This window comes from Azospirillum sp. B4 (assembly GCF_000333275.1).
Classification (GTDB): Bacteria; Pseudomonadota; Alphaproteobacteria; order Azospirillales; family Azospirillaceae; genus Nitrospirillum.
The window spans coordinates 1-25,664 of the sequence record NZ_BACU01000102.1 but is presented as its reverse complement, the minus strand read 5'-3'; the positions used below and the strand labels follow the sequence as shown (position 1 = coordinate 25,664).

At 70.2% G+C, this 25,664-nt stretch carries 19 protein-coding genes; 17 read left to right on the top strand and 2 right to left on the bottom strand.

Annotated features, from left to right (window positions below):
• The coding region (locus I55_RS05100) for a TonB-dependent siderophore receptor (RefSeq protein WP_044559422.1) at nucleotides 1–970 on the bottom strand (970 nt) is incomplete at its 3' end.
• Between the two features lie 225 nt (nucleotides 971–1,195).
• Between I55_RS05100 and I55_RS05095 the strand changes: the two genes are divergently transcribed.
• The 16 genes from I55_RS05095 to I55_RS05030 all read left to right on the top strand — a co-directional run bounded on the left by I55_RS05095 (nucleotide 1,196) and on the right by I55_RS05030 (nucleotide 24,213).
• Nucleotides 1,196–2,143, top strand: a complete 948-nt coding sequence (locus tag I55_RS05095) for a LysR family transcriptional regulator (RefSeq protein WP_049973850.1) — start codon at nucleotides 1,196–1,198, stop codon at nucleotides 2,141–2,143.
• Between the two features lie 133 nt (nucleotides 2,144–2,276).
• On the top strand, nucleotides 2,277–5,042 hold the full coding sequence (locus I55_RS05090; protein WP_049973849.1) for a TonB-dependent receptor: 2,766 nt from the start codon (nucleotides 2,277–2,279) through the stop codon (nucleotides 5,040–5,042).
• 157 nt (nucleotides 5,043–5,199) lie between these two features.
• A complete protein-coding gene (locus I55_RS05085; protein WP_044559421.1) occupies nucleotides 5,200–5,748 on the top strand; it encodes an RNA polymerase sigma factor in 549 nt (182 codons plus the stop codon).
• Nucleotides 5,745–6,740: a FecR domain-containing protein gene (locus tag I55_RS05080; RefSeq protein ID WP_044559420.1), complete on the top strand. Its 996-nt coding sequence runs from the start codon at nucleotides 5,745–5,747 to the stop codon at nucleotides 6,738–6,740. Before I55_RS05085 ends, I55_RS05080 begins: the two co-directional genes overlap by 4 nt.
• Nucleotides 6,709–9,768, top strand: a complete 3,060-nt coding sequence (locus tag I55_RS05075; protein WP_148293576.1) for a TonB-dependent receptor — start codon at nucleotides 6,709–6,711, stop codon at nucleotides 9,766–9,768. The genes I55_RS05080 and I55_RS05075 overlap by 32 nt, the downstream gene beginning before the upstream one ends.
• Complete coding sequence (locus tag I55_RS32775) at nucleotides 9,768–10,235, top strand: hypothetical protein (RefSeq protein WP_049973848.1); 468 nt, start codon at nucleotides 9,768–9,770, stop codon at nucleotides 10,233–10,235. Before I55_RS05075 ends, I55_RS32775 begins: the two co-directional genes overlap by 1 nt.
• 15 nt (nucleotides 10,236–10,250) lie before the next feature.
• Nucleotides 10,251–10,907 (top strand): hypothetical protein, encoded by a 657-nt coding sequence (locus I55_RS32770; protein WP_049973847.1) that lies wholly within the window; start codon nucleotides 10,251–10,253, stop codon nucleotides 10,905–10,907.
• Nucleotides 10,908–10,947: 40 nt separating this feature from the next.
• The gene (locus I55_RS05065) at nucleotides 10,948–12,195 is read left to right on the top strand and encodes a histidine-type phosphatase (protein ID WP_049973846.1); all 1,248 of its coding nucleotides are present in this window, start codon (nucleotides 10,948–10,950) and stop codon (nucleotides 12,193–12,195) included.
• Nucleotides 12,196–12,238: 43 nt separating this feature from the next.
• Complete coding sequence (locus tag I55_RS37610; protein WP_199902464.1) at nucleotides 12,239–13,225, top strand: alkaline phosphatase family protein; 987 nt, start codon at nucleotides 12,239–12,241, stop codon at nucleotides 13,223–13,225.
• Nucleotides 13,132–14,316, top strand: coding sequence for an alkaline phosphatase family protein (locus tag I55_RS37605; RefSeq protein WP_307718693.1), 1,185 nt, complete (start codon nucleotides 13,132–13,134; stop codon nucleotides 14,314–14,316). The genes I55_RS37610 and I55_RS37605 overlap by 94 nt, the downstream gene beginning before the upstream one ends.
• A gap of 121 nt (nucleotides 14,317–14,437) precedes the next feature.
• Entirely contained in the window at nucleotides 14,438–15,079 is a 642-nt protein-coding gene (locus I55_RS05055) for a GNAT family N-acetyltransferase (RefSeq protein ID WP_252181018.1), read from the top strand.
• Nucleotides 15,080–15,395: 316 nt separating this feature from the next.
• A complete protein-coding gene (locus I55_RS05050; protein WP_044559418.1) occupies nucleotides 15,396–17,615 on the top strand; it encodes a TonB-dependent receptor in 2,220 nt (739 codons plus the stop codon).
• A 146-nt stretch (nucleotides 17,616–17,761) separates the two neighbouring features.
• Entirely contained in the window at nucleotides 17,762–19,159 is a 1,398-nt protein-coding gene (locus I55_RS05045) for a tetratricopeptide repeat protein (RefSeq protein WP_044559417.1), read from the top strand.
• A gap of 4 nt (nucleotides 19,160–19,163) precedes the next feature.
• Complete coding sequence (locus I55_RS38215; RefSeq protein WP_083900853.1) at nucleotides 19,164–21,743, top strand: ABC transporter substrate-binding protein; 2,580 nt, start codon at nucleotides 19,164–19,166, stop codon at nucleotides 21,741–21,743.
• Entirely contained in the window at nucleotides 21,740–22,591 is an 852-nt protein-coding gene (locus I55_RS05035) for an ABC transporter permease (RefSeq protein ID WP_083900852.1), read from the top strand. The genes I55_RS38215 and I55_RS05035 overlap by 4 nt, the downstream gene beginning before the upstream one ends.
• Nucleotides 22,592–22,596: 5 nt before the next feature.
• The gene (locus I55_RS05030; protein ID WP_044559416.1) at nucleotides 22,597–24,213 is read left to right on the top strand and encodes an ABC transporter ATP-binding protein; all 1,617 of its coding nucleotides are present in this window, start codon (nucleotides 22,597–22,599) and stop codon (nucleotides 24,211–24,213) included.
• Here I55_RS05030 and I55_RS05025 read toward each other — a convergent pair.
• The gene (locus tag I55_RS05025; RefSeq protein WP_044559423.1) at nucleotides 24,201–25,238 is read right to left on the bottom strand and encodes a P1 family peptidase; all 1,038 of its coding nucleotides are present in this window, start codon (nucleotides 25,236–25,238) and stop codon (nucleotides 24,201–24,203) included. The two genes, I55_RS05030 and I55_RS05025, sit on opposite strands and share 13 nt — an antisense overlap.
• Before the next feature lie 107 nt (nucleotides 25,239–25,345).
• Here I55_RS05025 and I55_RS05020 point away from each other — a divergent pair.
• Nucleotides 25,346–25,664: alpha/beta fold hydrolase (locus I55_RS05020; RefSeq protein WP_044559415.1), on the top strand; the 319-nt coding region annotated here is incomplete at its 3' end.

The following is a 25,664-nucleotide window of genomic DNA, read 5'->3' as shown; positions in this document are numbered from 1 at the left end:
GTGTTGCCGTTGTTGAGCCGTCCGCCGTCTTATAGGTGCGCATCGTGTTGCCGGTGGCGGCGTCCAGCGTGTAGCTGCCGCGCGAAGCCCCGGTGGTGGGGTTCAGCGGCTGGAACTGGGCCGGGTAGGTCGCGCTGGACAGCGAGCAGGAATAGCCGCTGGCGCCGGCCGAGAGGCCGCAGATGGAGAAGTCGCGATCCGAGGTGCCCACGCCTTCGACATGGCGATAGCTGAAGAAGCCGGTGATGTTGCCCCGGCCGCCGGCGAAATTCTTGCCGGCCGTGATCGAGACGTCGTTCTGCGGGCCGTCGAAGGTGGCACCGCCGGGATAGGCCTGCTTGGCCGCCGCCGAAACGGCGCGGATGGGATTGTTGTTGGTGTGGCTGTAGAAGCCGTTGGTGGTGTCGACCTGGACGCCGTCGAAATCCTTCTTGAGGATGAAGTTGACGACGCCGGCCAGCGCGTCCGAGCCATAGACGGCGGAGGCGCCGCCGGTCACCACGTCGATGCGTTCGACCAGGGCGGCCGGCACGTTATTGATGTCCGGGGCCTGGGCGGCCGTGCGGTCGGGGTCACCCTGCATCAGGCGGCGGCCGTCGATCAGCACCAGGGTGCGCTGGTTGCCCAGGTTGCGCAGGTTGATGGTGGCGGTGCCGCTGGCGCCCACCGTGCCGCCGCGATTGCCGGCCCCCTGGTCGGCATAGGCCTGGGGCAAGGTGTTGATCAGGTCTTCGACCCGGGTGGCACCGCGCTGCTGCAGCTCCTCACCCTTGATGGTGCTCACCGGGCTGACGCTGGTGGCGTCGGGGGTGCGGATGCGCGACCCGGTGACGATGATTTCGGTCAGGCCGTCGGCGGACGCGGTCTGCGCCCCGGCCTGCCCGATGGCGAGCGGCCCTGCGGCGATGGCGACGATGGTGGCGGTGAAACGCCCGGCGCGCGCACGCGCCTTGTTCCTGCGGATTGACATGGAGCCCCCGTGATTTTTTGCCCGACACTTGCCCGGTCGGCGGCTCCTCCCCCGAGGTGGCGCGCGGCTTTCCGCCCGTCGCCCTTCCAGTCCGGTCCGTGCCCGGCGGCTGCCCGCCGCCACCCCCGCCCCATCCTGGAATGTGAACGCAGTATGACCTCGCCCGTTTCAGAGGGGAAAGTTTTTACATTTATGTTTTTATAAATTTGCCTTATTACCAACACCATGTCCCAGACCGCCGAACCCCTTGCCGCCTGGAAGAATCCCATCTCGCTGCGCCAGCTCCGCTTTTTCGTGGAATTGGCGCGGACGGGGAATTTCTGCCGGACGGCGGAGGAGATGGCGGTGTCCCAACCGGCGATCAGCGCCGGCATCCGCCAGATCGAGGCCCACCTGGGCGTGCGCCTGTTCGACCGGACGACGCACAAGGTGACCCTGACGGAGGCCGGCGCCTCCCTCCTGCCGCACGCGCACCGGTTGCTGACCACGGCGGCCAACGCCTTCAGCGACATGCATGAGGTGGCGGGACGGGAAATCGCGACGGTGCGCATCGGCGCCATCCCCACGGCGATGGAGGCGGTGGCGGCCAGCCTGGCCGAGCTGGCGCGCGACATGCCGGGTGTGGTCCCCCATCTGCACGATGGGCGCGCGGACCAGCTGATCCGGGGTCTGCGCGGCGGCACCTACGACCTGGTGGTGACGGTGCAGGCGGTGCCGGAGACCGACCTTGAGGGCCTGCCCCTGTTCGAGGACGAGATGCTGCTGGTGGCGCGGGCCGACCATCCCCTGGCCGTCCATGACCGCCTGCCGTGGAGCGCGCTGGCCGGCCAAGAGATCGTCCACTTCGCCGGCGGCAGCATCGGGGAGCTGACATCGGCCGCCCTGCAGCAGAACGACCTGGCCCCGTCCGCGCGCTATCGCGTCGACCAGGTCAACTCCCTCTACGGCCTGGTGCTGAGCGGCCTGGCCATCGGCGTGATGCCCTGGCTGTATACCCTGGGCTTTCCCGAGGATCGCCTGCGCCGCGTCCGCCTGGACGGCCCCACCGTGCGCCGCCAGCTGCGGCTGCTGCACCGCCCGCAATTGCGGGAGGAGCATCCGCGCGGCACCGAGTTCGCGCAGCGGCTGACGGGCAAGCTGCGCGAGAAGCTGTCGGCCACCCACCGGCCTTGAGCGGCCCCTTGCCGGGGGGAAAGACTAAAGTTCCGTGACAGTCCGGAATTCGGCCGCGCGTCGCGTCTTGGCTTTCAAGGGCGCCCGCCGGGGGCGTCCAAGACGGAGCCGAAAGAAGACTATGCGACACACGATGCTCAAGGACGTCCTGCTCAGCGGCGCCATGGCGGGCGCCCTGCTGGCCGCACCGACCATCCATGCCGCCGAAGCCACCGCCAAAGACGCGACCACGGCCAGCACGGACGGAGCGCTGGAGGAAATCCTGGTATTCGCCAACCGCGAGCAGGCCGATACGGCCAAGCTGCGGGCCTCCAACACCGTCGACATCATGTCGGCCACCGACCTGGAGCACACCGCCGTCCATAACGTGGCGGAGGCCCTGGGCCTGCTGCCCGGCGTGACGGTCAGCAACACCGGCCAGTCGGTGGCCGGCGGCATCGACGGCGCCTCGCGCGGTGAAGGCATGCTGGTGGCCATCCGGGGCATGAACTCCGAATTCGCCGTCGACCTGATGAACGGCGTGGAGGTGGCCCAGGGCCTGCCCTACAGCCGCAGCGTGCAGCTGGACCTGCTGCCCCCGTCCGGCCTGCAGACCATCGTCGTCAACAAGACGCTGGACGCGTCCATGAGCGGCGACGCCATTTCCGGCACCGTGGACTTCCGCACGCCCACGGCCTTCGACTTCAAGGACCCGCTGCATTTCAGCGTCCAGGGCGGCGCCCGCCTGGAAAGCCGCGCCCGCGATTACGGCAACAGCGGTCTGGGCGGCAACACCGCCGCCGAAGTGGCCACCCAGTTCGGCCGCGACCGCCAGTTCGGCGTCTATGTCAGCGGCTATTACGACAAGCGCTATTTCACCAACAGCGAGATGGCGGGCGTCGACAGCGCCCACAACGACGGCGGCTGGGGCTTCGCCGTCAGCAGCACCAAGAACGGGTCGACCAACCCGGCGGGCGTGGACCCCGCCTCCAACCTGCGCCAGACCGGCATCAGCGTCGGCGTGTCGGACGGCAGCACGGAACGCTATGGCGGCAACCTGTCGCTGGACTGGCACCCGGACGACACCACCGCCATTTTCCTGCGCGGGTCCTTCGCCCGCGAGAACGCGGTGCAGAACAGCACGCTGAGCCAGATCATCAGCACGGACAAGAGCTGGAACGCCCTGTCCAACGGCCTCTACGGCCTGAGCGTGGACAAGTACCGCACCTCCGTCTGGTATGAGACCAACCCGGAACGCGCCGACCTGTCCACCATTCAGCTGGGCGGTGAGAAGAAGCTGGGCAACCTGACGCTGACGCCCACCGTGTTCTTCAGCGCCGCCAACAACGACCGCCCCAACCATATCGAGGCGTCGATCCGCAACGACCAGTACAGCAGCAGCGCCCGCTTCCCCAGCGGCATCGCCGGCATGGGCACCAACGACGGCTACCCGGTGCCGGTGTTCAGCCCCGGCATGTACGACGCCCTGAACAACGCCGCCACCGCGCTGTGGGCCCGCCGCGCCGGCCAGCTGACCCAGCAGGGCAGCCACCAGGACAAGTACGGCGCCAAGGTGGACGGCCAGTACGACATGGCGGACAACGGCCCGCTGTCCTTCATCAAGGCGGGCGTGAAGTTCGTGGAAAGCGACCGCGTGGTCACCAACCGCGACTGGACCAACGCCTATTTCTCCGCCTCGGGATATCCCAACAGCACCTGGTCCAGCCTGGGCATCGCCAACGGCTATTATTCCTCGGTCTACCCCGGCCGCTACAGCTGGTCCTTGCCCAAGGTGAACCAGCAGGCCCTGCTGGACTATTTCTACAAGCTGCAGACGGCCAGCAGCTTCGACACCTGCAATGGCAACTATGTCGACAACATGAACTGCAACACCCTGAAGGGGCGGGAGCAGGTGACCTCGGCCTACGTCATGGCCAACCTGCAGTTCGGCGATGTGGAGGTCATCCCCGGCATCCGGTTCGAGCACACCGACATCCACAACACCTTCTGGCAGCTGAACAGCGACGGCAAGACCGTGGGCCATTGGGAAAACAGCAGCACCACCTATAACGAGCCGCTGCCCAGCGTGCTGGTGAACTGGCGTCCGGACAACGACACCGTCTATCGCGCCTCGGTCAGCCAGTCCTATACCCGGCCGGCCCTGGTGCAGCTGGGCGCCTCCTCCTCCGTGTCCATCAGCGCCGACACCGGTGTGAAGACCATCACCCAGGGCAACCCCAACCTGAAGCCCATCGAATCCACCAACCTGGACATGTCGGGCGAATGGCATAACAGCCAGGGCGGCATGGCCTCCACCGCCGTCTACTACAAGCGTCTGTCGAACTATCTGTTCGACAACGGGTCCACCCTGGTGAACCCCTTCAGCACCACCAGCAACCTGGTCAGCATCAGCCAGCCCAAGAACGGCGGTGACGGTGATGTCTATGGCATCGAGCTGGCGTTCCGGCAGAAGTTCGACACCATCTTCACCGGCTGGCTGTCGGATTTCAGCATCGGCGGCAACCTGACCCGCCAGTGGTCGATGGTCGACACCGGCATCAAGGGCCTGGACGAACAGCCCATCCAGAACGCCCCGGGCTGGCTGGCCAACGCCACGCTGTCCTACGCCGTGGGCGGCTTCTCCGCCGACCTCACCTATAACCACACCGGCTCTTACCTGGCCTATTACGACTACCTGGGCCAGGGCGGCAGCTGGGACAACCTGTGGGTCCGGCCGACCAACCGCCTGGACCTGCACGTCGGCTACAAGTTCGACAATGGCGTCGCCGTCGACGGCTCCGTCTCCAACCTGACCGGCGACTATACCTACTGGGCGCATATCGGGCACAACAGCCTGACCCTGTCGAACATCGTCGACAGCGGCACCACCGCCCTGATGACCGTGAAGTACACCTACTAAGGTCCTCAACCGGGGGTGGGGCCAGGCGGCCCCGCCCCCTTTTCACCCCCGCGTCCCCGACATCCGGAGCCTGCACATGGCGCAGCCCTCCATCATAAATCTGAAGCATGCCGCCGCTATGACCTTCCCCACACCCGCCAACCGGCCGAGAGGGAAGATGGACAATCAGGCCGATGCCCGGGCCGACGGCGATCCGCCATCCCGATTGGATGCGGCGGAGTTCGAGGCGCATCAATCGGTGCTGCGCGGCTATTTCGCCCGCCGGGTGCGGCAGGCGCAGGACGTGGACGACTATGTCCAGGATGTCTATTTGCGTGCCCTGGCGGCCGCCCCCGCCCGGGGGGTGGACAACTGGCGCGCCTTCCTGCTGCGCGTGGCCAACAGCCTGCTGATCGACCGTTTCCGCCGCAACGCCGTCCGCCACCAGGACGCCCACCACGCGCTGGACGACGTGGCGGAACTGGTGGATGACGGCATCGCCACGCCGGAACGCACGGTCATGTTCCGGCAGGAGCTGGCCTGCCTGGAGGCGGCGCTGCGCGATGTCGACCCCCTGGCGCGGCACGCCTTCCTGCTGGTGCGCGTCGATGGGCTGAGCCACCGGGAGGTAGCCAGCCGCCTGGGCCTTGAGGTCAAGATGGTGTCCCGACAAATCGAACGTGTCCTGGCCCACCTGGCCCGGACGATGGTGGAGCCGGCGCGTTGACCCCCACCGATCATGATCAAGTCATTCTGGAAAAGGCCGCCGCCTGGCTGCGGCGGATTCATGCGGGCCAACTGGAGCAGGATGGCCAGCGCGATCTTAGCGCCTGGCTGGCGGCCGACCCGCGCCACGTCGCCGCCCTGGACCTGGTGACCCGCGCCTGGTCGGTCAGCGGCGGCATCGATGAGAAGGGCGCCCTGCGCCCGGATTTGGCCCGCGCCCGCGGCCTGCAACTGGCCAATGAAAGGACACGTCCCCACCGCTCCTGGCGCCGCGTCGCCTGGATGCCGCCCGCCGCCGGCCTGGCCACCGCCCTGGCCGTGGCGCTGGTCTGGCTGTGGAACGGCGCGGTCAGCGAGGCGGACTATGTCACCGCCGCGCATGACCATCCCCAGGTGACCCTGTCGGACGGCACGGTCATGCGCCTGGGCGGGTCCACCCACCTGCATGTGCGCATCGATCCCCTGGGCCGCCGGGTGGACCTGATTCAGGGTGAGGCGGAATTCCAGGTGACGCATGAGAGCATGCGGCCCTTCCATGTATTGGCTGGTGCCCTGGAGGTGCGCGACCTCGGCACCCGCTTCACCGTGTCCTCCCACGGCGAACAGGTGCGCGCCGTGCTGCTGGAGGGGGCGGCGGAAATCCGCGACCGCGACAGCGGCCAGGTGCTGCTGAGCCTCAGCCCCGGCCAGCAGGTCGACCAGGACGGCCGTGGGCCCGTGCGCCTGGGCAAGGCCAACATCGCCCAGGTGGCCGCCAGGCAGGATGGCCGCATGCTGTTCGATGACATGCCCCTGGCCCAGGTGGTGCCGGAGGTGGCGGCGCGCACCGGCATCGTCCTGCGTCTGGACGACCCCACCCTGGGCGCCATACGCGTCAGCGGCAGCTATCGCGCCGACGATGTCGCCGGCTTCCTGGCGGCCCTGGCCCGCCTGCATCCCATCACCTGGCGGCAGGATGCCAATGGGGATTACCGGATTGCCCGCCGGCGGTAACCTTCAGCGCCGGCCAGGACGCCGCCGGCTGGCGGCGTCCTGCGCCGTGCTGCCCCTGCTGGCGGCGGCGCCCACGACGGCGGGGACGGCGTTCACCGTCGCGGAACAGCCCCTGGGCAGCGCACTGCTGGACCTGGCGCGCCAGTCCGGCCGCGACGTGCTGTTCCGGCCGGAACTGGTGCGCGGCTGCCGGGCGGGGCCGCTGGCGGGCGTGACCGATTTCGAGACGGCGCTGGCCCGCCTGATCGGCGGCTGCCACCTGCGCTATCGCCTGGGCGAGGGCGGCGCCATTGAGCTGGAGCGGGCACGTCCCGCCGCGACGCCGACCACGGCCGAGTTCCCAGCCGGGGCGACGATGCCGGAGGTGCTGATCATCGGGGCGCCCCATCACGGCGTCCCGCCGGCCGGTGTGGGCGCCACCCCGCTGACCGACAGCCTGACGGCCGCGCAGCTTCGGGAACGGGCCGATCGCACCCTGGCGGAAAGCCTGGGGCGGCTGGCCGGCGTCAACGTGCTGGTGACCTCCCTGCAAGGAGACCTGGGCGGCATCGACCGCGCGGCGCGGGGCGAGGGCCAGTTCGCCGCCGTGCGCGGGCTGGACAGCGCCTACGCGGTGACCCGGCTGGACGGGGTGTCGGTGGCGCAAAGCATGCCCTACAGCCGCGCCGTGCAGCTGAGCCTGCTGCCACCCCTGGCCATGGATGGGGTGGAATTGACCAAGACACCGGATGCCCACGACGACGGCGACGCCACCGCCGGACAGTTCGACCTGCGTCTGGCCTCGGCCCTGGACGGGGGTGAACACACGCGTCTGCTGGTGCAGGGCAACCTGGATGAACGCGCGGCCGCCCTGGGCCGATCCTCGGGCGGGGGCCTGGCCACGGTCGACATCGCCCGCCAATTCGGCCGCGACCACGACCTGGGTCTGGCGCTGACCGGCTATTACGGCCGCAACCGCTTCGCCAGCGTGGAGCAGTCCTACCAGTCCACCCAGTTCGAATACCGCATCGTGGACGCCAACGGCCAAACACCGGCCGGCATGGACCCGGCGCGCAACCTGATGGCCACCTCGCTGAACGTGCAATATTCGGAAGGGGAGACGCGGCGCTGGGGCGGCAGCCTGGCGGGCGACTGGCAGCCCAGCGACACGTTCCGAGCCTTCGCCCACGTCACCGTGGCCACTGCCGATACCGACCAGGAGGTCTACCAGATGGGCTTCCAGGGCGGGCGGGACCCCAGCTTCATCACCCGCGTCGCCCTGGGCAATGGCCTCTATGAGACGCGCAGCGTCAAGACCCAGGTGCACTACTGGTTCGAGACCAACCCCGACACCGCCACCCTGGGCACCGCCCAGCTGGGCGCCGACTGGCACAAGGGCGCCCTGACCCTGTCGCCGCGCCTGTTCTACACCTGGGGGGAGAACGGGCGGCCCCAGCATATCGAGCTGTCGTTCTGGAACCCCACCGGCACAACCGTGGGCCAGGGCCTGAGTCTGGGCAGTCGCGACGGCTATCCCACCGTGGCGGGACCATCGGCCGCGTTGGCGCTGGCGGACGCGGCGGACGGCCTGCCCGTGTCCAACCGGGGCCAGATAACCAGCCTGTCCAGCCGGCAGGACAGGCTGGGCGGCGCGTTGGATGGCAAACTGGCCCTGACGCCCGACACCACGCTGGAGGCCGGGGTGAAAATCACCGACAGCCGGCGCGACAGCTACCGCCGCGACCAGGAGGGGCAACTGGTCGGCGGGATGGGTGCCGTGGACGCCGGCACCACCGTGGCGGATCTGGCGTCGGTGGGGCTGCGCGCCGGCACCCTGACGGCGCCGCTGGCCGGCATCTACGACTTCACCTTCCCTTTGATCGACGCCGACCGGCTGGCCCAATTGTACCGCCAGCGGAACGGTACCGCCGCCTGGACCGCCGACACCTGGAACGGCAACACGCTGAGCGGCGACGAGCGCACGGTGGCCGCCTATGCCCAAGTACGGCTGGCCGGGGATGGATGGGAGCTGCTGCCCGGCTTCCGGGCGGAGTATTCCGACCTGACCAACCGCTATTGGCTGTCGGGCAACAACGGCGCGCCGGCGGGCGGCGTCGCCTACGGCTGGAATGAGAACGGCAGCCAGTTCACCGCTCTGCTGCCACGGGTGCTGGCAAGCTGGCGGCCGGACGCGCACAGCACCTACCGCGCCGCCGTCTGGGCCAGCCAGACCGCGCCCTCCCCCTACCAGCTGGCGGGCAACGCCACCGCCACCCAGGACAGCGACGGCGTGGTGACCATCACCCGGGGCAACCCCGATCTGAAGGCCGTGGATGGCCTGAATTTCGACCTGTCCGGCGCCTGGACCTGGGACCTGGCAGCGGGGGACGGTGGGGCACCGGGGGAGAATGGGCGGCTGGAGCTGGCGCTGTTCCACAAGCGGCTGAAGAACTACCTTTACGATGCCGGCGGCAGCCTGGCGGCCGGCGCGGCCACCAGCGACGCGCAATTGCGCCTCAGTGTCCCCACCAATGGCGGCACCGCCCACCTGACCGGGGTGGAGCTGTCGGCCGACCAGGGGCTGGGCGCCCTGGCCGACAGCCTGCGGCACTTCCGCCTGGCCGGGACCCTTAGCTGGGAAACCACGTCGGTGCGCTTGAACAACGCCGACCTGGACGCGGTGGAGCGGGTGCAGTACGCGCCCCGCTGGCTGGCCGGGGTGCAGGTGCGCTACGACCGCGCCGCCGTCCATCTGGCCCTCGACTACCGTTGGGCCGACGACTACGTGCAATCCTATGGCACCGCCTTTGTTTCCGGGGGTGGCGTGACCATGGCGGGCAGCGCGCTGGACACCTGGGTGCACCCCACGCGGCGCCTGGATCTCAGCGCCGGCTACGACGCCGGTGGCGGCCTGAGCGCGCGCCTGACGGTGCGCAACTTGGGCGACGCCCTGGCCTACCGCACCAGCGTGGGCCGACACGGCGACGCCGTGGTCCAGACCATCGCCGCCGGCCGCAGCTATGAACTCAGCCTGCAGCAGGAATTCTGATGATGCCACCCCTCCGCCTGGCCGTCCTGGCCGCCGCCCTGCTGTTGGCCCCGCCGGTCCTGGCCGCCGATGCCGCCGACATCGCGGCCGCGTCCCCCTTGACGCAGGCGGCGCTGACCCGCCTGCGGGCGGATGTGGACGCCCTGCGCGACCCGGCGATCAGGACGGCGACGGCGGACGCGCTGTTCAACCCCGCCACCTGTGTGGCCCACCGCGCCAAGCTGGGACCTGTGGAGCGCCAAGCCATCGTCGACCGCCTGGTGGCCGAGGGTCTTGCCGATCCCCCCGGCTTGGCGGAAGGGCTGTTCCCGGCCCTGCCCGGTGACGGCGGCCCCTGCCCCCACCTGGCCCAGCCCTTCGCCGCCGCCCCCGGCGGCAATGCCGGCAGCCATCATTCCTGGCCGGGTGGCCTTCCCCTGCATGAGGCCTTCAACGCCCAGAGCGCCCAGGACTTCGCCGCGGCGTAGCGCGCCATCGATGGCGTGGACCTGGATGGCCAGGACGACCTGATCGCCGCCGCGCCGCTGTGGCATGACTGGGCCAAGGCGCTGCTGTTCGTCTGGCGGTCGGATGGCGGCCTGCCGCCCGAGATTTCCCTGGGCGGGCATGGGCCGGACGGCGACTTCCGCACCGGCGCCCACCATATCCTGGGCCTGGCGGAGGCCATGGCCCGCCACCTTCCGGCCGACCTGGTGATCGTCCAGGCCTGCGCCCACCAGGCGCCGGAGCGGAAGAAGCCGGCGCCCCTGGTCCACTGGCTGCGCGCCGCCGCCATCATCGCCCGGATGGACCCGGTGGCGGCCGGCTACCTGGCGCCTGACGGACGCGGCGGCCTGACCCTGCCCGGCCTGGACGATGGCGCCGTACCGCGCTGGTGGTCCGCCTGCCTGATCCACGCCCAGTCCGACCATAACTGGGTGTACGCCGAACCGGCGGTGGAGGACGCGGACAGCCTGCTGCGCCAATTGGCCCCCCGCTTCGGCATGGACGGAACCGATCCCGCCCGGTACGCCTGGGGCTACCGTCACCCGGTGTTGAGCCAGCTGGGGGCCGCCCGCGTGCAGTCGCTGGCGGCCCAGGGCGGGCTGGAGGCGCTGGCCCGAACCTTGACCCGATTGCGCGCCCAAGGCGTGTTCTGATCCCTGTTGCTGGCCCCTGATGCTGGAAAGAAAGATACTCGTGAAACGCCTCCTCCCCCTCCTCCTGATCGGCCAGTTGCTGGCAATCGCTCCAGCCCACGCCGCCCCCGACGCGACCCTGGCACCCCAGGCCGCGAACGGACAACCACTGACGCTGGAGCGCGTGGTCATGCTGGTGCGCCATGGTGTCCGCGCGCCGCTGGATACGGAGGCCGCCCCCGGCCTGGCGCAGGGGGAGTGGCCGGCCTGGCCGGTGGCGCCCAGCCTCCTGACCCCCCACGGTGCCGCCGCCGCGACCTTGATGGGCGCCTATCAGCGCCAGTGGCTGGCCGCCAACGGCCTGATGCCGGCCCAGGGCTGCCCCGCCAACGGCCAGGTGGCGATCTGGACCAATTCGGCGGAGCGCACCATCCGCACCGGGGAAGCCATGGCCCAGGGCATGGCGCCGGGCTGTCCCCTGCCTGTGGGCCACAAGCCGCCAGGCACGCTGGACCCGCTGTTCGACCCGTTCGAGGCCGGCGCCGCCACGGTGGATGCCGCCGCCGCCGTGAAGGCCATGGAACCCGAGATGGGCGATGTGCGCAACGCCTCGACCTACCTGGTGCCCGCCATCGCGCTCACCATACGCGGGCTGGGCTGCGACAAGACCTTGCCGGCCTGCGACCTGGTGCAGGAGCGCACCGTCATCAGCCCCAGCGCCGACAACCGCAGCGTGGACCTGCGCGGCCCCGTGGCCCAGACCGCCGGCGCGGCGCAGATCTTCATCCTGGAATATCTGGAAGGCATGCCGGCCGATCAGGTCGCCTGGGGGCGCCTGGGCGCCGGCCCGGGCCTGCGCGACGCGCTGGCCCAGATCTCCCGCCTGCATGGCCTTCAGTTCAACGTCTTCACCGGCAACGCCTACATGGCGCCGCGCAAGGCCGTGGCCCTGGCCCCGCGTCTGGCCGCCGCGCTGGCTGGCGCCGGCCAGCCGCCCGTCACCCTGCTGGTCGGCCACGATGACAACATCGCCGCCATCGCCCGCCTGCTGGACCTGCATTTCCAGGTCCAGGGCTATGGCGAGGACGACCCGCCGGTGGGCGGCGGCCTGCGGCTGGAACTGTGGCGCGACGCCGGCGGCCAGGCCCTGGTCCGCGTCGCCTATGTCGCGCAGACGCCGGACCAGGTGCGCGACCTGACGCCGCTGAGCCTGGCCAGCCCACCGTGGAGTGCCGTGCTGCCCCTGCCCGGCTGTGGCGCGCTCTGCCCGCTGAAGACCATCACCGACAAACTGTCCGTCGCCCCCTGACGTCCCCCTTTCGCCTCCTCTGGCCCCCGAAAGACCGCCCATCATGATGGATCGCCGTTCGCTTCTCCGCCACGCGCTGGGCGGTGCCGCCCTGGCCGGCCTGCCGCCCGCCCTGGCCCGCGCCGCCGCCATTCCCGCCGATGTGCGCACGGGCACCATCGCGGACGTCGCCCATATCGTCGTGCTGATGCAGGAGAACCGGGGCTTCGATCATTATTTCGGCACGCTGTCGGGTGTATGCGGCTTCGGCGATCGCTTCCCCATCCCCGTGCCACCGGGGGGCGACGGGCAGCCGCTGACGGTGTGGGACCAGCGGGACCGCACCGACCCGCACCCGCGCCTGGTCAACCCCTTCCACCTGTCGACCAAGGCGCATTTCGACCTGATGCGCATGCTGGGCACGCCGCACCAGTGGGCCAACGCCCAGGCCGCCTGGGACAACGGGCGCATGGCCCACTGGCCGGAGGCCAAGACCCAGCGCGCCATGGGCTATTACACGCGGGAGGACATCCCCTTCCAGTTCGCGATGGCGGAGGCGTTCACCCTCTGCGACGCCTACCACTGCGCCATGCACACCGGCACCAACACCAACCGCCTGTTCCTGTGGACCGGCACCAATGATCCCCACGGCCAGGGCGGCGGGCCGGCCCTGGACAATCCCGACGACGACCTGAAGAAGCCGGATGACGCCAGCGTCCCGCGCTTCCACTGGACCACCTATCCGGAACGGCTGGAGGCGGCGGGCATCAGCTGGGGTCATTACCAGGACATGGCCGATAATTTCGGCGACAACCCGCTGGCCAACTTCCTGCAGTACCGCGCGGCCTATCGCGGCGATCCCGGCTCCCGCCCCGCGTTGCGCGACAAGGGCCTGTCCACCCGCGCGCTGGACAAGCTGCGTGAGGACGTGCTGGCCGACCGGCTGCCCCAGATCTCCTGGGTGGGGGCACGGAAGAGGGATCGGAGCATCCCGGCCCGTCCAGCCCGGCGCAGGGGGCGGCCTATACCGCCCAGGTCATCGACGCCCTGACCGCCAACCCCAAGGTGTGGGCGCGCACCGTGCTGTTCATCACCTTCGACGAGAACGACGGCTTTTTCGATCATGTGCCGCCGCCGGCCCCGCCCTCCCCCGACCCGGACGCGCCGGGCGGCTTCGCCGGGGCCAGCACGGTGGCGACGGACGGCGAGTATCACCGGCTGAAGGCCCCCGGCGCCGACGGCGACGACCTGGCCCTGCGCGGCCGTCCCTACGGCCTGGGGCCGCGCGTGCCGATGTACGTCCTGTCCCCCTGGTCGCGCGGCGGCTGGGTCAATTCGGAGGTGGCGGACCACACCTCCATCATCCGCTTCATGGAACGCCGTTTCGGCGTGATGGAGCCCAACATCTCCGCCTGGCGGCGGGCGGTGTGCGGCGACCTGCTGACCGCCTTCGACTTCAAGACCCCCAACGCCACGCTGGCGCCCCTGCCGGAGACGGCGCCCGCCCGTGAGCGTGCCCGGGCCATCGTCGGCCAGACGGTCCCGGAAACGCCGGTGGCCCCGCCCCATCCGGTGCAAGAGGCGGGGACGCGGCCGGCGCGGCGGCTGCGCTACGCGCTGGAGGTTTCCGATCACATTGACCCGGCCGCCGGCATCATCCGCCTGGATTTCACCGCCGGCCCCGGCCAGGGTGCCGTGTTCCACGTCTATGACCGGTTGCGGCTGGACGTCATCCCGCGCCGCTACACGGTGGAGGGCGGGCGCACCCTGTCCGGCGACTGGCACCTGACCGGGCCGGAGGGCGCGTATGACCTGTGGGTGCGCGGCCCAAACGGCTTCCACCGCGCCTTCATCGGCACCCGATCAGGAGCCCTGGGGATCAGCTGGGCGGTGGAAGGCGACGCGCTGCGGGTCACCGTCGCCCCGGGCGCCGGCGCGACCGTCCAGCCCGGCGCCTACACGGATCATCACCGGGCCTGGACGCCGGGGGCGGAGGGTGGGGTCATGCGCTGGCCGTTGCGCCCGACGCAGGGATGGTATGACCTGGTGCTCACCAGCGGCCCCGTCCAGCGCCGTCTGGCCGGCCGCGTCGACGGCGATTGGCCCGTCAGCAGCGACCCGGCGGTGGGCCGTCCAGCCTGACGGAACGGACGGCGGGGATAGGCCACCCCGCCATCCTTATATTGTCATACCGACAATATCGCTGTTGAATCCAAACACCGGCCGGCCGTATCGACGGACATGTCCCAGGGCGGAGGGTTCCATGACCGAGATCGACACCACCCCCATGACCGTCAGCCCCGTCACCCTGACGGGCGCGGTCGTCCGGCTGGAACCGCTGAGCCACGATCACCTCGCCGGCTTGATCGAGGTGGGCCTGGATCCTGTCCTATGGCGCTGGATCCCCGCCCCGGTGACCACGCCGGAAGAGATGCGCGCCTATGTGCGCACGGCGCTGGAGGAGCGGGACCGCCATGTCAGCCTGCCCTTCGCCATCGTGGACAAGGCGACGGGCGACGTCATCGGCAGCACGCGCTACGGCAACATCGACCGCGCCAACCGGCGGGTGGAGATCGGCTGGACCTGGGTGGCGCGGTCCCACCAGCGCACCGGCGCCAACACCGACGCCAAGCGCCTGTTGCTGACCCACGCGTTCGAGACACTGGGCGTCCACCGGGTGGAATTGAAGACCGACGCGCTGAACCAGCAGTCGCGCACCGCCATCGCCCGCATCGGCGCCACCCAGGAGGGCGTCTTCCGGTCCCATGTGGTGGTGTCGGCCCGCCGGGGCCCGGATGGGGAAATCATCCCCGCCCGCCTGCGCGACAGCGTCTATTTCTCCGTCATCGCCGCCGAATGGCCGCAGGTGAAGCAGCGGTTGGCGGGCCTGGCACAGCGCCGCTGACCCCTATCGCATCCGCGAAGCCCCTGACTGATACCGCTGTCCCCCTTGCGCACCGGGCCAGGGATGCCTAAGGCTGTGCAGGGCACAATCCGCCGTGAGCATCCGCAGCATGACAGGCATGCGCGGCATATCCTGGTAATCCGCGATCGCCGATAATTTACGCGATTGACCGAAGCGTTATTCCCCATGCTTACTGTCATTATGGTGTGGTTAATAAAATACAACACCGAATAAACGGTATAATTCGGCGGCCGGCATCTGGCCGGTGAAACAGCCCCAAGGGCCACGCCGGAGAACGGAGGGGGAGTTGCGAAGGATGAAGGGTACGCTCGTTCGCGCCGTCACCAGCGGCATCATCGGCGGCACGCTGCTGGGTGTCCCGGCGCTGGCCCAGAGCCAGGCGCCGGACGCCGGCGGCGGCATTCCGGAAATCATCGTCACGGCCCAGCGCCGCGAACAGTCGGTGCAGGATGTGGGCTTGTCCGTCTCCGTCCTGTCGGGCGCGGACCTGACCGCCCGCCACGTGACCTCGGTCAACGACCTGCAGAACCTGACCCCGGGCCTGGAGGTGATCAACGCCTTCGGCGGTGGTCAGCCGCAGTTCCGCATCCGCGGCGTCGGCTTCAACGACTATGCCTCGAACAACACGCCAACGGTCGGCATCTATGTCGACGAGGTGGCCTATCCCTTGCCCATCATGACCCAGGGTCTGATCTACGACGTGGACCGGGTGGAGGTGCTGCGCGGGCCGCAGGGCGTGCTCTACGGCCGCAACACCACCGGCGGCGCCATCAACGTGCTGACCGCGAACCCCACCGACACGGTCAGCGCCGGCATCACCGGCGACTACGGCAGTTATAACGCCAGCAAGGTGGAAGCCTTTGTTTCCGGCCCTGTCAGCAACACGGTGAAGGTGCGCCTTTCGGCGACAACACAGCAGGGTGGCGCCTGGCAGACCAACCGCGCCACCGGCCAGGACCTGGGCAACGCCAACCGCAGCGCCGTGCGCGCCAAGATCGATTGGGCGGCCACCCCCGACACCGACGTGAAGCTGAACCTGCATTACGGCCGCGACCTGTCGGACGGCGCCGGCGCCTATGTCTTCAACCCGGTGGCCCAGTCGTCCACCGTGACGGTGAAGGCCGACACCGACCCCTCCAAGACCGGCTGGGGCCTGTCGCCCGCCTTCGCCAAGATCATCGGCGCCGACCCGGCGTCCAAGCCCTTTCGCAACAACAGCAGCGGCGGCGCCGACCTGACGGTGGAGCATCGGTTCGAGACGATGACGCTGACTAGCATCACCGCATGGGAGGCGTTGAACCGCAAGGAATTCAACGACTGGGACGGCACCGCCTATCACGACGCCGACGAATACTTCAACAGCCGGGCCCAGGACGTGTCTCAGGAAGTGCGCCTCAGCTCCACCGGCGCCGGCCCACTGCAATGGGTGGGCGGCATCTACTACGCCCATGAGACGTTGCGTGAGGCCTTCCTGTCCGATTTCACCGACAATTACGGCTTCATCGCCAACACCCGCTATCACCAGACGGCGGAATCCATCGCCGGCTTCGGCCAGGTCGATTATGCCGCCACCGACCGGCTGAAAGTCACCCTGGGCCTGCGGGAGGAGCATGAGGACCGCACGCTGCACGACTTCGCCACCACCACCATTCCCTATGTCGGCTTGGGCGTGGGCACGGCCAGCGTGCCGACCGGTTTCACCCAGACCACGGGCAAGGTGGGCGCGGAATACAAGGTCAGCGATCCCGTGCTCCTGTACGCCAACATCAGCCGGGGGGTGAAGTCCGGCGGCTTCACCGCCTACAACACGCTGGCACTGAGCGGCCTGAAGCCCTTCGCCCCGGAGGTGCTGTGGGCCTATGAGGCGGGCGTGAAGTCCGACCTGCTGGACCACACCCTGCGCCTGAACGCCTCGGCCTATTACTACGACTATCATAATCAGCAGGTGCAGTCGGTCGTCATCGACCCTGTTTACGGCGCCATCGGCAAGATCGTGAACGCCCCCCGGTCGGAGATTTACGGCGCCGAGCTGGAGGCCCAATGGGCCCCGGCCCGTACCGGCCTGCTGATCACCCAGGGCCTGGGTCTGTCGCATGGCGAGTACAAGGAGTTCAAGGCCGTCAACACCGCCGCGTCCTTGGCCACCTGCTACCCCTGCACCGCCGTCTATTCCGATCTTTCGGGGGAGGAGCTGGGCTTCCCCCGCATCACCTACAACGGCAGCGTCAGCCATGACTGGACGCTGCCGGGCTACGGTGTGACGGCGGAGGCGGACTACAGCTATCGCGGCAACCTGCGGTCGGGCCTGGGCAGCACCTACAATGTGCGGGGCTACTGGCTTGCCAACGCCTCCGTCACCCTGAAGCCGGAACAAGGCCCGTGGACGGCCACGGTCTATGGCCAGAACATCTTCGACAAGCGCTATGACCTGACCCGCAACTTCTTCACCAACGCCGACATCGCCATCCCCGGCCGGCCGGCGACCTGGGGCATCCGGTTGAGTTATTTGTACTAAGAGGAGCCAGGGACCTGAGTTTAAACTCAGGTCCCTGTAGACCGCGACCGCGATCGCCGGAGGTTTCCGGGAAGCGACGGCGGACTGGAAGCCGAGGACAGTCAAGCCCGCGGATGCGGGCGCCCGGTGCCTGAGGGAACAAGAACATGCTTGAGGATTTCCTGGGCAACCCCATCACGGCGGACGGCGAGCACAGCGCCGGCCTGATCGATGATTTCGTGGGCGGCCTGCTGGCCTATGAGACCCGGGCCGTCAACCTGCTGGCGGTGGCCGATGAGGCCACGGACCTGCCCTTGGTGCAGATCTACGCCGGCATGCTGTGGATGTTCCTGGAATCCACCGACGGGCCCCGGCGCGCCAGCCCTTACGTCACCCGCGCGCTGGCGGCCGCCGAGAACGGCACCCGGCGGGAGCGGATGAACGCCGCCCTGTTGGACGCCTGGTGGCGTGATGACATTCCAGCGGCGCTGGCCCTGGGCGACCAGATCGCGGAGGAGTTTCCCCGCGACCTGGCGGCGGTGAAAATCCATCAGTACCTGAACTTCAATCGCGGCCAGGCGCCCGACATGGTGCGCATCGGCCTGAAGGTCCTGCCCAAGGCGGGCGACGTGGCCTACCTGCATGGCATGCTGGCTTTCGGCTATGAACAATGCCACCTGCTGGACGACGCCGAGGCCTCGGCCCGCCGCGCCATCACCCTGAAGCGCAAGGAGCCCTGGGCCCAACACGCCCTGGCCCACGTGCTGCTGACGCGGGGGGAGATCGACCAGGGCGCCCAGTTCCTGCGTGGCGTCCACGACAGCTGGACCGACCTCAATTCCTTCATGTCCACGCACCTGTGGTGGCACTACGCCCTGTTCGCGCTGAGCCAGGGGCGCGAGGGGGAGACGCTGGGCATCTACGACGCCCATGTCTGGGGCATCGACAAGAGCTATTCCCAGGACCAGATCGGCGCGGTGCAACTGCTGACCCGCCTGGAGCTGGCCGGCCTGGACGTGGGCGACCGCTGGAAGGATCTGGCGGACCACCTGGAACCCCGCGCCACCGACACGGCCCAGCCCTTCCTGGCGCTGCTGTACCTGGCGGGTCTGGCCCGCGCCGGGCGGGGACAGGCCGACACGCTGCTGGACGCCATCCGCGCCCAGGCCGGCCAGGCGCCGCACCATAGCCGGGAGACCTGGAACGACGTGGCCGTGCCCGCCGCCGAGGGGCTGGTGGCCTATCACCGGAGCGACTGGCGCACGGCGGTGCGACGCTTGGGGCCGGTTTTGCCCCGCCTCGTGGAAATCGGCGGCAGCCATGCCCAGCGCGACCTGTTCGAGCAGGTGGTGCTGGACGCCTATCTGAAGGACCGGCGCTGGGCACCGGCCCAGCAGATGCTGGAACTGCGCCGGGGCTTCGATCCGGAGGGCGTGCCGGTGAACCATGCCCTGGCCCAGGTCTATGACGCGCTGGGCCTGCCCAGCCTGGCGCAACGGGCGGCCGCCCGGGCCGAGGCCACGGCGCGGGCGCATCGCCATGACCCCAGCCTGTTGACGGCCTGAGTCAATGGCTTGGACGATCCTCCTCACCCGCCTGGTGAAGGCCGCCATCGTGGTGGCGGCCCTGGCCGTCGCGCCGATGGCGACCGCGCGCGACAGCGTGACCCTGGGTCTGCAGCTGGAGCCACCCGGCCTGGACCCGACGGCGGAGGCGTCCGCCGCCATCCCGGCCGTGGTCTTTCCCACCGTGTTCGAGGGCCTGGTGCACCTGGGCGTGGGTGGGAGGGTGGAGCCGGGCCTGGCCACCCGCTGGTCGGTGGAGCCGGACGGCCTGACCTACGTATTCCATCTGCGCGGCGGCGTGCGGTTCCAGGATGGCACTCCTTTCGATGCCGAAACGGTCAAGTATTCGCTTGAGCGGGCCATCGCGCCAGCCAGCACCAACCCGCAAAAGGTGGCGCTGTCGCACATCGACCATGTGACCGTCATCGACCCGCTGACGGCGGCCATCCACCTGAAGGCGCCCTACGGCAGCCTGTTGCAGGTGCTGGGCTGGCCCGCCGCCGTCATGGTCTCCCCCGCCAGCGCCGCCGGCAACGTCACCCACCCGGTGGGCACCGGCCCCTACACCGTGGCCGACTGGCAGCGCGGCAACGCCCTGACCCTGGCCCGCAACCCCGCCTATTGGGGGCCGGCCCCCCATCTGGCCAGCGTCATCTACCGCTTCATCGCCGACCCGGCGGCGGCCAGCGCCGCGCTGAAGGCCGGCGACATACAGGGGTTCCCCGCCTTCCCGGCACCGGAGATCATTCCCGCCCTGAAGGCCGCCCCCCGCTTCACCGTCGACGTCGCCCCATCGGAAGGGGAGACGATGTTGGTGCTGAACAACAAACGCCCGCCCTTCGACAATGTGCTGGTGCGCCGCGCCCTGTCGCACGCCGTGGACCGCCAGGCCGTCATCCAGGGCGCCATGTTCGGCTATGGCGACGCCATCGGCAGCCACTATCCCCCGCAGAACGAGGGATATGTCGACCTGACCGGCCTGTACCCGCACGACGTGGCCAAGGCCAAGGCCCTGCTGGCGGAGGCGGGCTACCCCCATGGCTTCACCGCCACCCTGCGGGTGCCGCCCCTGCCCTACGCCAAGCGCGCGGCCGAGATCATCGCCGCGCAGTTGGCCGAGGCGGGGGTGACGGTGGTGCTGCAGGACGTGGAATGGGCCACCTGGATCACCCAGGTCTACGGCCAGCACGACTACGACATGACCGTCGTCGCCCATGTCGAACCCATGGACTACGACATTTATGGCCGCGACGATTACTACTTCGGCTATTCCAACCCGGCCTACAAGGCGCTGCTGGCCCGCCTGGACGCCGCGGTGGACAGGGGCCAGCGCCTTGACCTTCTGGGTGAAATCCAGCGCACCCTGGCCAACGACGCCGTCAACGTCTTCCTGTTCGAATATCCCTATTTCGGGGTATGGGATACCCGGCTGCGGGATATCTGGCTGCCCACGCCGGTGCAGTTGGTGGACCTGACGACGGCGCGCTTCGATGAGGCCGCCCCAGGCGCCACCGGGGCCGGCGGCCCGTCCGGCGGCCGAGTGGTGGCCTGGGTGCTGGGCCTGGCCCTGCTGGGCGCCGTGGTCCTGGCCGCCGCCAAGGCCGGGCCGCGCTATGTCGCCGGCCGCCTGGCGGCCCTGCTGGCCACCCTGGTGGCCGCCAGCCTGGTGATCTTCCTGGCGCTGCAGATCATTCCCGGCGACCCCGCCCGGGTGATGATGGGCATGAGCGCCGACCCGGCGGCCCTGGCGGCGCTGCGCCATCAGATGGGCCTGGACGTGCCCGCCCCCCAGCGCTACCTGGCCTGGCTGTCCGGCCTGGCGCGGGGCGATTTCGGCCTCAGCTACACCTATCGCGTTGATGTCGGCGGCCTGATGGCGGAGCGGCTGGCCGTGACCCTGCCGCTGACGCTGTACGCCGTGCTGCTGTCCACCGGGCTGGCCCTGGTCCTGGGCCTGCTGGCGGCCCTGGGGGCCGTGCGGGCGCAGGCCGGCCATCGGGGTGGCGGCGTGGCCGACACCCTGCTGAACGGGGTGGCGCAGGTGCTGATCGCCGTGCCCAACTTCTGGGCCGGCACCCTTCTGGCCCTGGTGTTCGCGGCCACGCTGCACTGGTTTTCCGCCGGCGGCTTCCCAGGCTGGGGCGGGGGCCTGGGCCCAGCATTCAAGGCCCTGACGCTGCCGGCGCTGGCGCTGGCCGCCCCCCAGGCCGGCATCCTGGCCCGGGTGCTGCGCGGTGAGCTGGTGGACCAGATGGGCCAGGATTACATCCGCACCGCCCGGGCCAAGGGATTGAGCCAGATCCAGGCCCTGCTGCGCCATGCCTTGCCCAACGCGTGCGTGCCGGCGCTGACCATCCTGGGCATGCAGTTCTCCTTCCTGCTGGCGGGCGGCATCATCATCGAGAACGTCTTCTTCCTGCCCGGGCTGGGCCGGCTGGTGTTCCAGGCCGTGGCCCAGCGCGACCTGATCGTGGTGCAGGGCGTGACCGTGGTCCTGGTGTTCGCCGTCGTCACCGTCACCTTCCTGGTGGATCTGGCCAACGCCGCGGTGGATCCGCGCCTGAAGGGAGGGCGGCGCCCATGACCGTGATGATCACCCTGGAAGCGCCGCCGGAGGGCGGCAGGCGCCACCCCCTGGCCCTGGCCACCGGCCTGGTCCTGACCGCCTTGGTGGCCGGTGCCGCCCTGCTGTCCCTGGTCTGGACACCCCACGACCCCACGGCCATCGACATCGCCGGCCGCCTGGCGGCACCGTCAGCCGCCCACTGGTTCGGCACCGACGCCTACGGCCGCGACGTCTTCTCCCACGTGCTGGCGGGCGCGCAAAGCGCGCTGGCGGTGGCGCTGGCCGCCGTGGGCGTGGGCCTGGGCGCCGGCGTGCCCCTGGGTCTGGCGGCGGCCGCCCGCCGGGGCTGGGTGGAGGAGGTGGCGATGCGCGGCAGCGACATCGTCTTCGCCTTTCCAGCATTGGTCACCGCCGTGCTGATCGCCGCCATCTGCGGTCCCGGCGCCGTGGACGCCATCGCCGCCATCGGCCTGTTCAACATTCCCGTCTTCGCCAAGGTGACGCGGGGGGCCGCCCTGGGCGCCTGGGCGCGCGACTACACCCTGGCCGCCCGCCTGGCCGGCAAAAGTGCCGGCCGCATCTCGGTGGAGCATGTGCTGCCCAACATCGCCGGGCTGCTGCTGGTCCAGGCCACCATCCAGCTGTCGCTGGGCATCATCGCCGATGCGGGCCTGTCCTTCGTCGGCCTGGGCACCCAGGCCCCCCGGCCCAGCTGGGGCCGCCTGCTGGCCGACAGCCAGACCCTGGCGGGCCAGGCGCCCTGGCTGGTCATCTTCCCTGGCCTGGCGGTGGTGGCGGCCGTCCTGGGCCTCAACCTGTTGGGCGAGGGGCTGCGCGCCCGCCTGAACCCCAGGCGGGAGGCCTGAGCCCCATGACGCCACCAAACGCTCCCTTGCTGGACATCCGGGACTTCAGCCTGTCGGTCGACGGCCGCGTGCTGCTGAAGTCCCTGTCGCTGACGGTGGAACCGGGGCGGATCGTGGCCCTGGCCGGGGCGTCGGGGTCGGGCAAATCGCTGACCGCGCTGTCCGTCCTGGGCCTGACGCCCGCCGGTGCCCGGGCCCAGGGCAGCATCCGCCTGGAAGGGCGGGAGCTGACCGACCTGTCGGACCGGCAGATGGACGCCGTGCGCGGCCGCGACGTCGGCCTGGTGTTCCAGGAACCGATGACCGCCCTGAACCCCGTCCTGTCCATTGGGACGCAGGTGGCGGAGACGGTGCGGGCGCACAGGATGGCGGGCCGGGATGATGCCGCCCGCATCGCCGACGCCATCCTGACGCGGGTGGGCCTGCCGGCCGACCGCTTCCCCCGCAGCCGGCGCCCGCATGAGCTGTCGGGCGGCCAGCGCCAGCGGGTGGCCATCGCCGCCGCCCTGGCGCTGAAACCCAAGCTGCTGATCGCGGATGAGCCCACCACCGCCCTGGACGTCACCACCCAGGCCCGCATCCTGGAGCTGCTGGTGGACCTGGTGCGGCGGGAGGGGTTGGGCCTGCTGCTTATCAGCCATGACCTGGCCCTGGTGGCGCGTGTGGCCGACCAGGTGGTGGTGCTGCACGAGGGCGCGGTGGTGGAGGCGGGACCACCACCCGCCGTGTTCGCCGCCCCCCGGCATCCCTACACCCGCCGCCTGCTGGCCGCGACGGAGCCCGCGCGCCGCCGGCCGGACGCGCCACCCCCTCCCGTCCTGCCCCCGCTGCTGGCCGCCAACGGCATCGTGCGCGACTACCCCCTGGCCCGCGCCGGCTGGTGGGGCAAACCCGCCGCCGTGCGCGCCGTGGACCAGGCCAGCCTGGCCGTCCACCGGGGGGAAAGCGTGGGCATCGTCGGGGAGTCCGGCTCCGGCAAATCCACCCTGCTGCGCACCCTGCTGGCGGCCGACGCCCCACAGGCGGGGGAGGTGCGGCTGCTGGGCCAACCCTGGTCGGCCACGACGGAAGCCGCCCGCCGCCCCCTGCGCCGCCATGTGCAGATGGTGTTCCAGGACCCGGTGGGCAGCTTCGACCCCCGCTGGCGGGTGGAGCGGCTGGTGGCGGAGCCGCTGGTCCTGCTGGACAGCCCGCCCGGTCCCGCCGACCGGCGCCGCCGGGTGGAGGAACTGCTGGAGCAGGTGGGCCTGGCGCCGGCCGACGCCGACCGTTACCCGCACGAATTCTCCGGCGGGCAACGCCAACGCATCGCCATCGCCCGCGCCCTGGCGGTTGCCCCCGACCTTATCGCCCTGGATGAGGCGACGTCGGCCCTGGACGTCCTGACCCGGGCACAGATTCTGGACGTGCTGGCCGACCTGTCGCAGCGCCTGGGCCTGGCCTATCTGGTGGTGTCACATGACCTGGCGGTGGTGCGCGCCCTGACCGACCGCGTGCTGGTCATGCAGGGCGGCCGCGTCGTGGAGCAAGGACCGACGCTGGAGGTGCTGGACCGACCCCGCCATCCCTATACCGCCAGCCTGCTGGCGGCGACGCCGACGCTGGCCGCTCAGGTGGCGTGATGGCCCGACCCAGGGCGCCCATCGCCGGCATGGAACACGGCGCGGGCGATGGCGCGGGCCAGGCAGTCGGCGGCGGCCGAACCGATGCGCGCCACCTGGGCCCATCGGCTGCCACCCTCCGCCGGCAGGGCGGCACCATGGGCCACGGCGAACACCGTGTCGCCGTCATAGGGTGTATGGGCGGGGCGCGCGGCGCGGGCGATGCCGTCCTGCGCCATCATGGCGACCCGCTTGCATTCCGCCGTCGTCAGCGCCGCCGACGCGGCGACCGCCGCGATGGTGGTGTTGGCCCCGGGTGTGGGCTGGCGGTGCACGGCCAAGCGCGACAGCGCGGGCACCGGGTCCGTCACGTCCATGGGGCCAGCCGGAACCCTGCCGCCGAATTCCCCACCGATCTCAAAAGGCCATGCCCAGTAGGTGCGGCCATCCGGCATGAACACCGATCCCAGTGGATTGGCCGCCACCAGGGCGCCCACCACCAGGCCATCCCCCAGGTCGATCGAGGCGGTGCCGATGCCGCCCGGCACCAGGCCCGCCATGGCGCCGCGCCCGGCGCCGACCAGCCCTTGCGCCACCTCATGGCCGGCGGCCGCCACCGCGCGCAGCCCCAGGGCGCGATACGGTGGCTCCAGCCCCCAATCCTTGTCGCCGCCATTGGCCAGGTCATAGAGCACGGCGGCCGGCACCAGCGGCACCGCCGGGGTGCCTGGACGCAAGACCAAGCCCATCCCTTGTTGCGACAGGGCAGCCGCCACCCCATCCGCCGCCGCCAGGCCGAAGGCGGACCCACCGGTCAGCACGATGGCGTGGGCCCGACCCACCAGGTTTTCCGGCGCCAGCACCTCGGTCTCCCGCGTGCCGGGCCCGCCGCCGCGCACATCCACGCCGCCCGCCCAGCCCGCGCCATTGCCGTCGGGCCCGCACAGCAGCACGGTGACGCCGCTGCGCACCCGTTCGTCCGTGGCGTGGCCCACCGAAAGGCCGGGGACGTCGGTGATGGCGTTGCGGGGTCCAGGGGCAGGCATGATACGGTTTTCCAACAGCTTGGCGGTCCGACCGCCGCGACCTCATGGAAAAGCCGCGACCGCGCGGATAGTCCCCCTTCACCACCGACGCTTCAACGGGAAACGCCATGCCGGATGTCAATGACGCCCCCCTCGCCACCGCCCGCCTGGTGGTGTCCCCGGACACGGTGACGGTGCGGCCCGGCCGACCGCCGCTCAGCCTGGTGGTGCATGAGGGCGGGGCCCGCGCCGACACCACGGTCTTCCTGTGCCACGGCAGCGGCGGCAACAAGAACCAGTGGCGCCACCAGTGGGCCGCCCTGGTGGAGGCAGGGGTGCGCATCGTCGCCTGGGACTTCGTCGGCCACGGCCAGAGCCCCCAGCCCCGGGAGCGGGGCTTTTATGAGGGCAGCCACCTGGTGGCGGACTATCGGCTCTTCTCGACAC

What these genes read in the sequence shown, in the direction of transcription:
- I55_RS05095 (WP_049973850.1), top strand. Translation starts at nt 1,196, where the DNA reads ATGTCCCAGACCGCCGAACCCCTTGCCGCCTGGAAGAATCCCATCTCG.
- I55_RS05090 (WP_049973849.1), top strand. Translation starts at nt 2,277, where the DNA reads ATGCTCAAGGACGTCCTGCTCAGCGGCGCCATGGCGGGCGCCCTGCTG.
- I55_RS05085 (WP_044559421.1), top strand. Translation starts at nt 5,200, where the DNA reads ATGGACAATCAGGCCGATGCCCGGGCCGACGGCGATCCGCCATCCCGA.
- I55_RS05075 (WP_148293576.1), top strand. Translation starts at nt 6,709, where the DNA reads ATGGGGATTACCGGATTGCCCGCCGGCGGTAACCTTCAGCGCCGGCCA.
- I55_RS32775 (WP_049973848.1), top strand. Translation starts at nt 9,768, where the DNA reads ATGATGCCACCCCTCCGCCTGGCCGTCCTGGCCGCCGCCCTGCTGTTG.
- I55_RS37610 (WP_199902464.1), top strand. Translation starts at nt 12,239, where the DNA reads ATGATGGATCGCCGTTCGCTTCTCCGCCACGCGCTGGGCGGTGCCGCC.
- I55_RS05055 (WP_252181018.1), top strand. Translation starts at nt 14,438, where the DNA reads ATGACCGAGATCGACACCACCCCCATGACCGTCAGCCCCGTCACCCTG.
- I55_RS05050 (WP_044559418.1), top strand. Translation starts at nt 15,396, where the DNA reads ATGAAGGGTACGCTCGTTCGCGCCGTCACCAGCGGCATCATCGGCGGC.
- I55_RS05045 (WP_044559417.1), top strand. Translation starts at nt 17,762, where the DNA reads ATGCTTGAGGATTTCCTGGGCAACCCCATCACGGCGGACGGCGAGCAC.
- I55_RS38215 (WP_083900853.1), top strand. Translation starts at nt 19,164, where the DNA reads ATGGCTTGGACGATCCTCCTCACCCGCCTGGTGAAGGCCGCCATCGTG.
- I55_RS05035 (WP_083900852.1), top strand. Translation starts at nt 21,740, where the DNA reads ATGACCGTGATGATCACCCTGGAAGCGCCGCCGGAGGGCGGCAGGCGC.
- I55_RS05030 (WP_044559416.1), top strand. Translation starts at nt 22,597, where the DNA reads ATGACGCCACCAAACGCTCCCTTGCTGGACATCCGGGACTTCAGCCTG.
- I55_RS05025 (WP_044559423.1), bottom strand. Translation starts at nt 25,238, where the DNA reads ATGCCTGCCCCTGGACCCCGCAACGCCATCACCGACGTCCCCGGCCTT.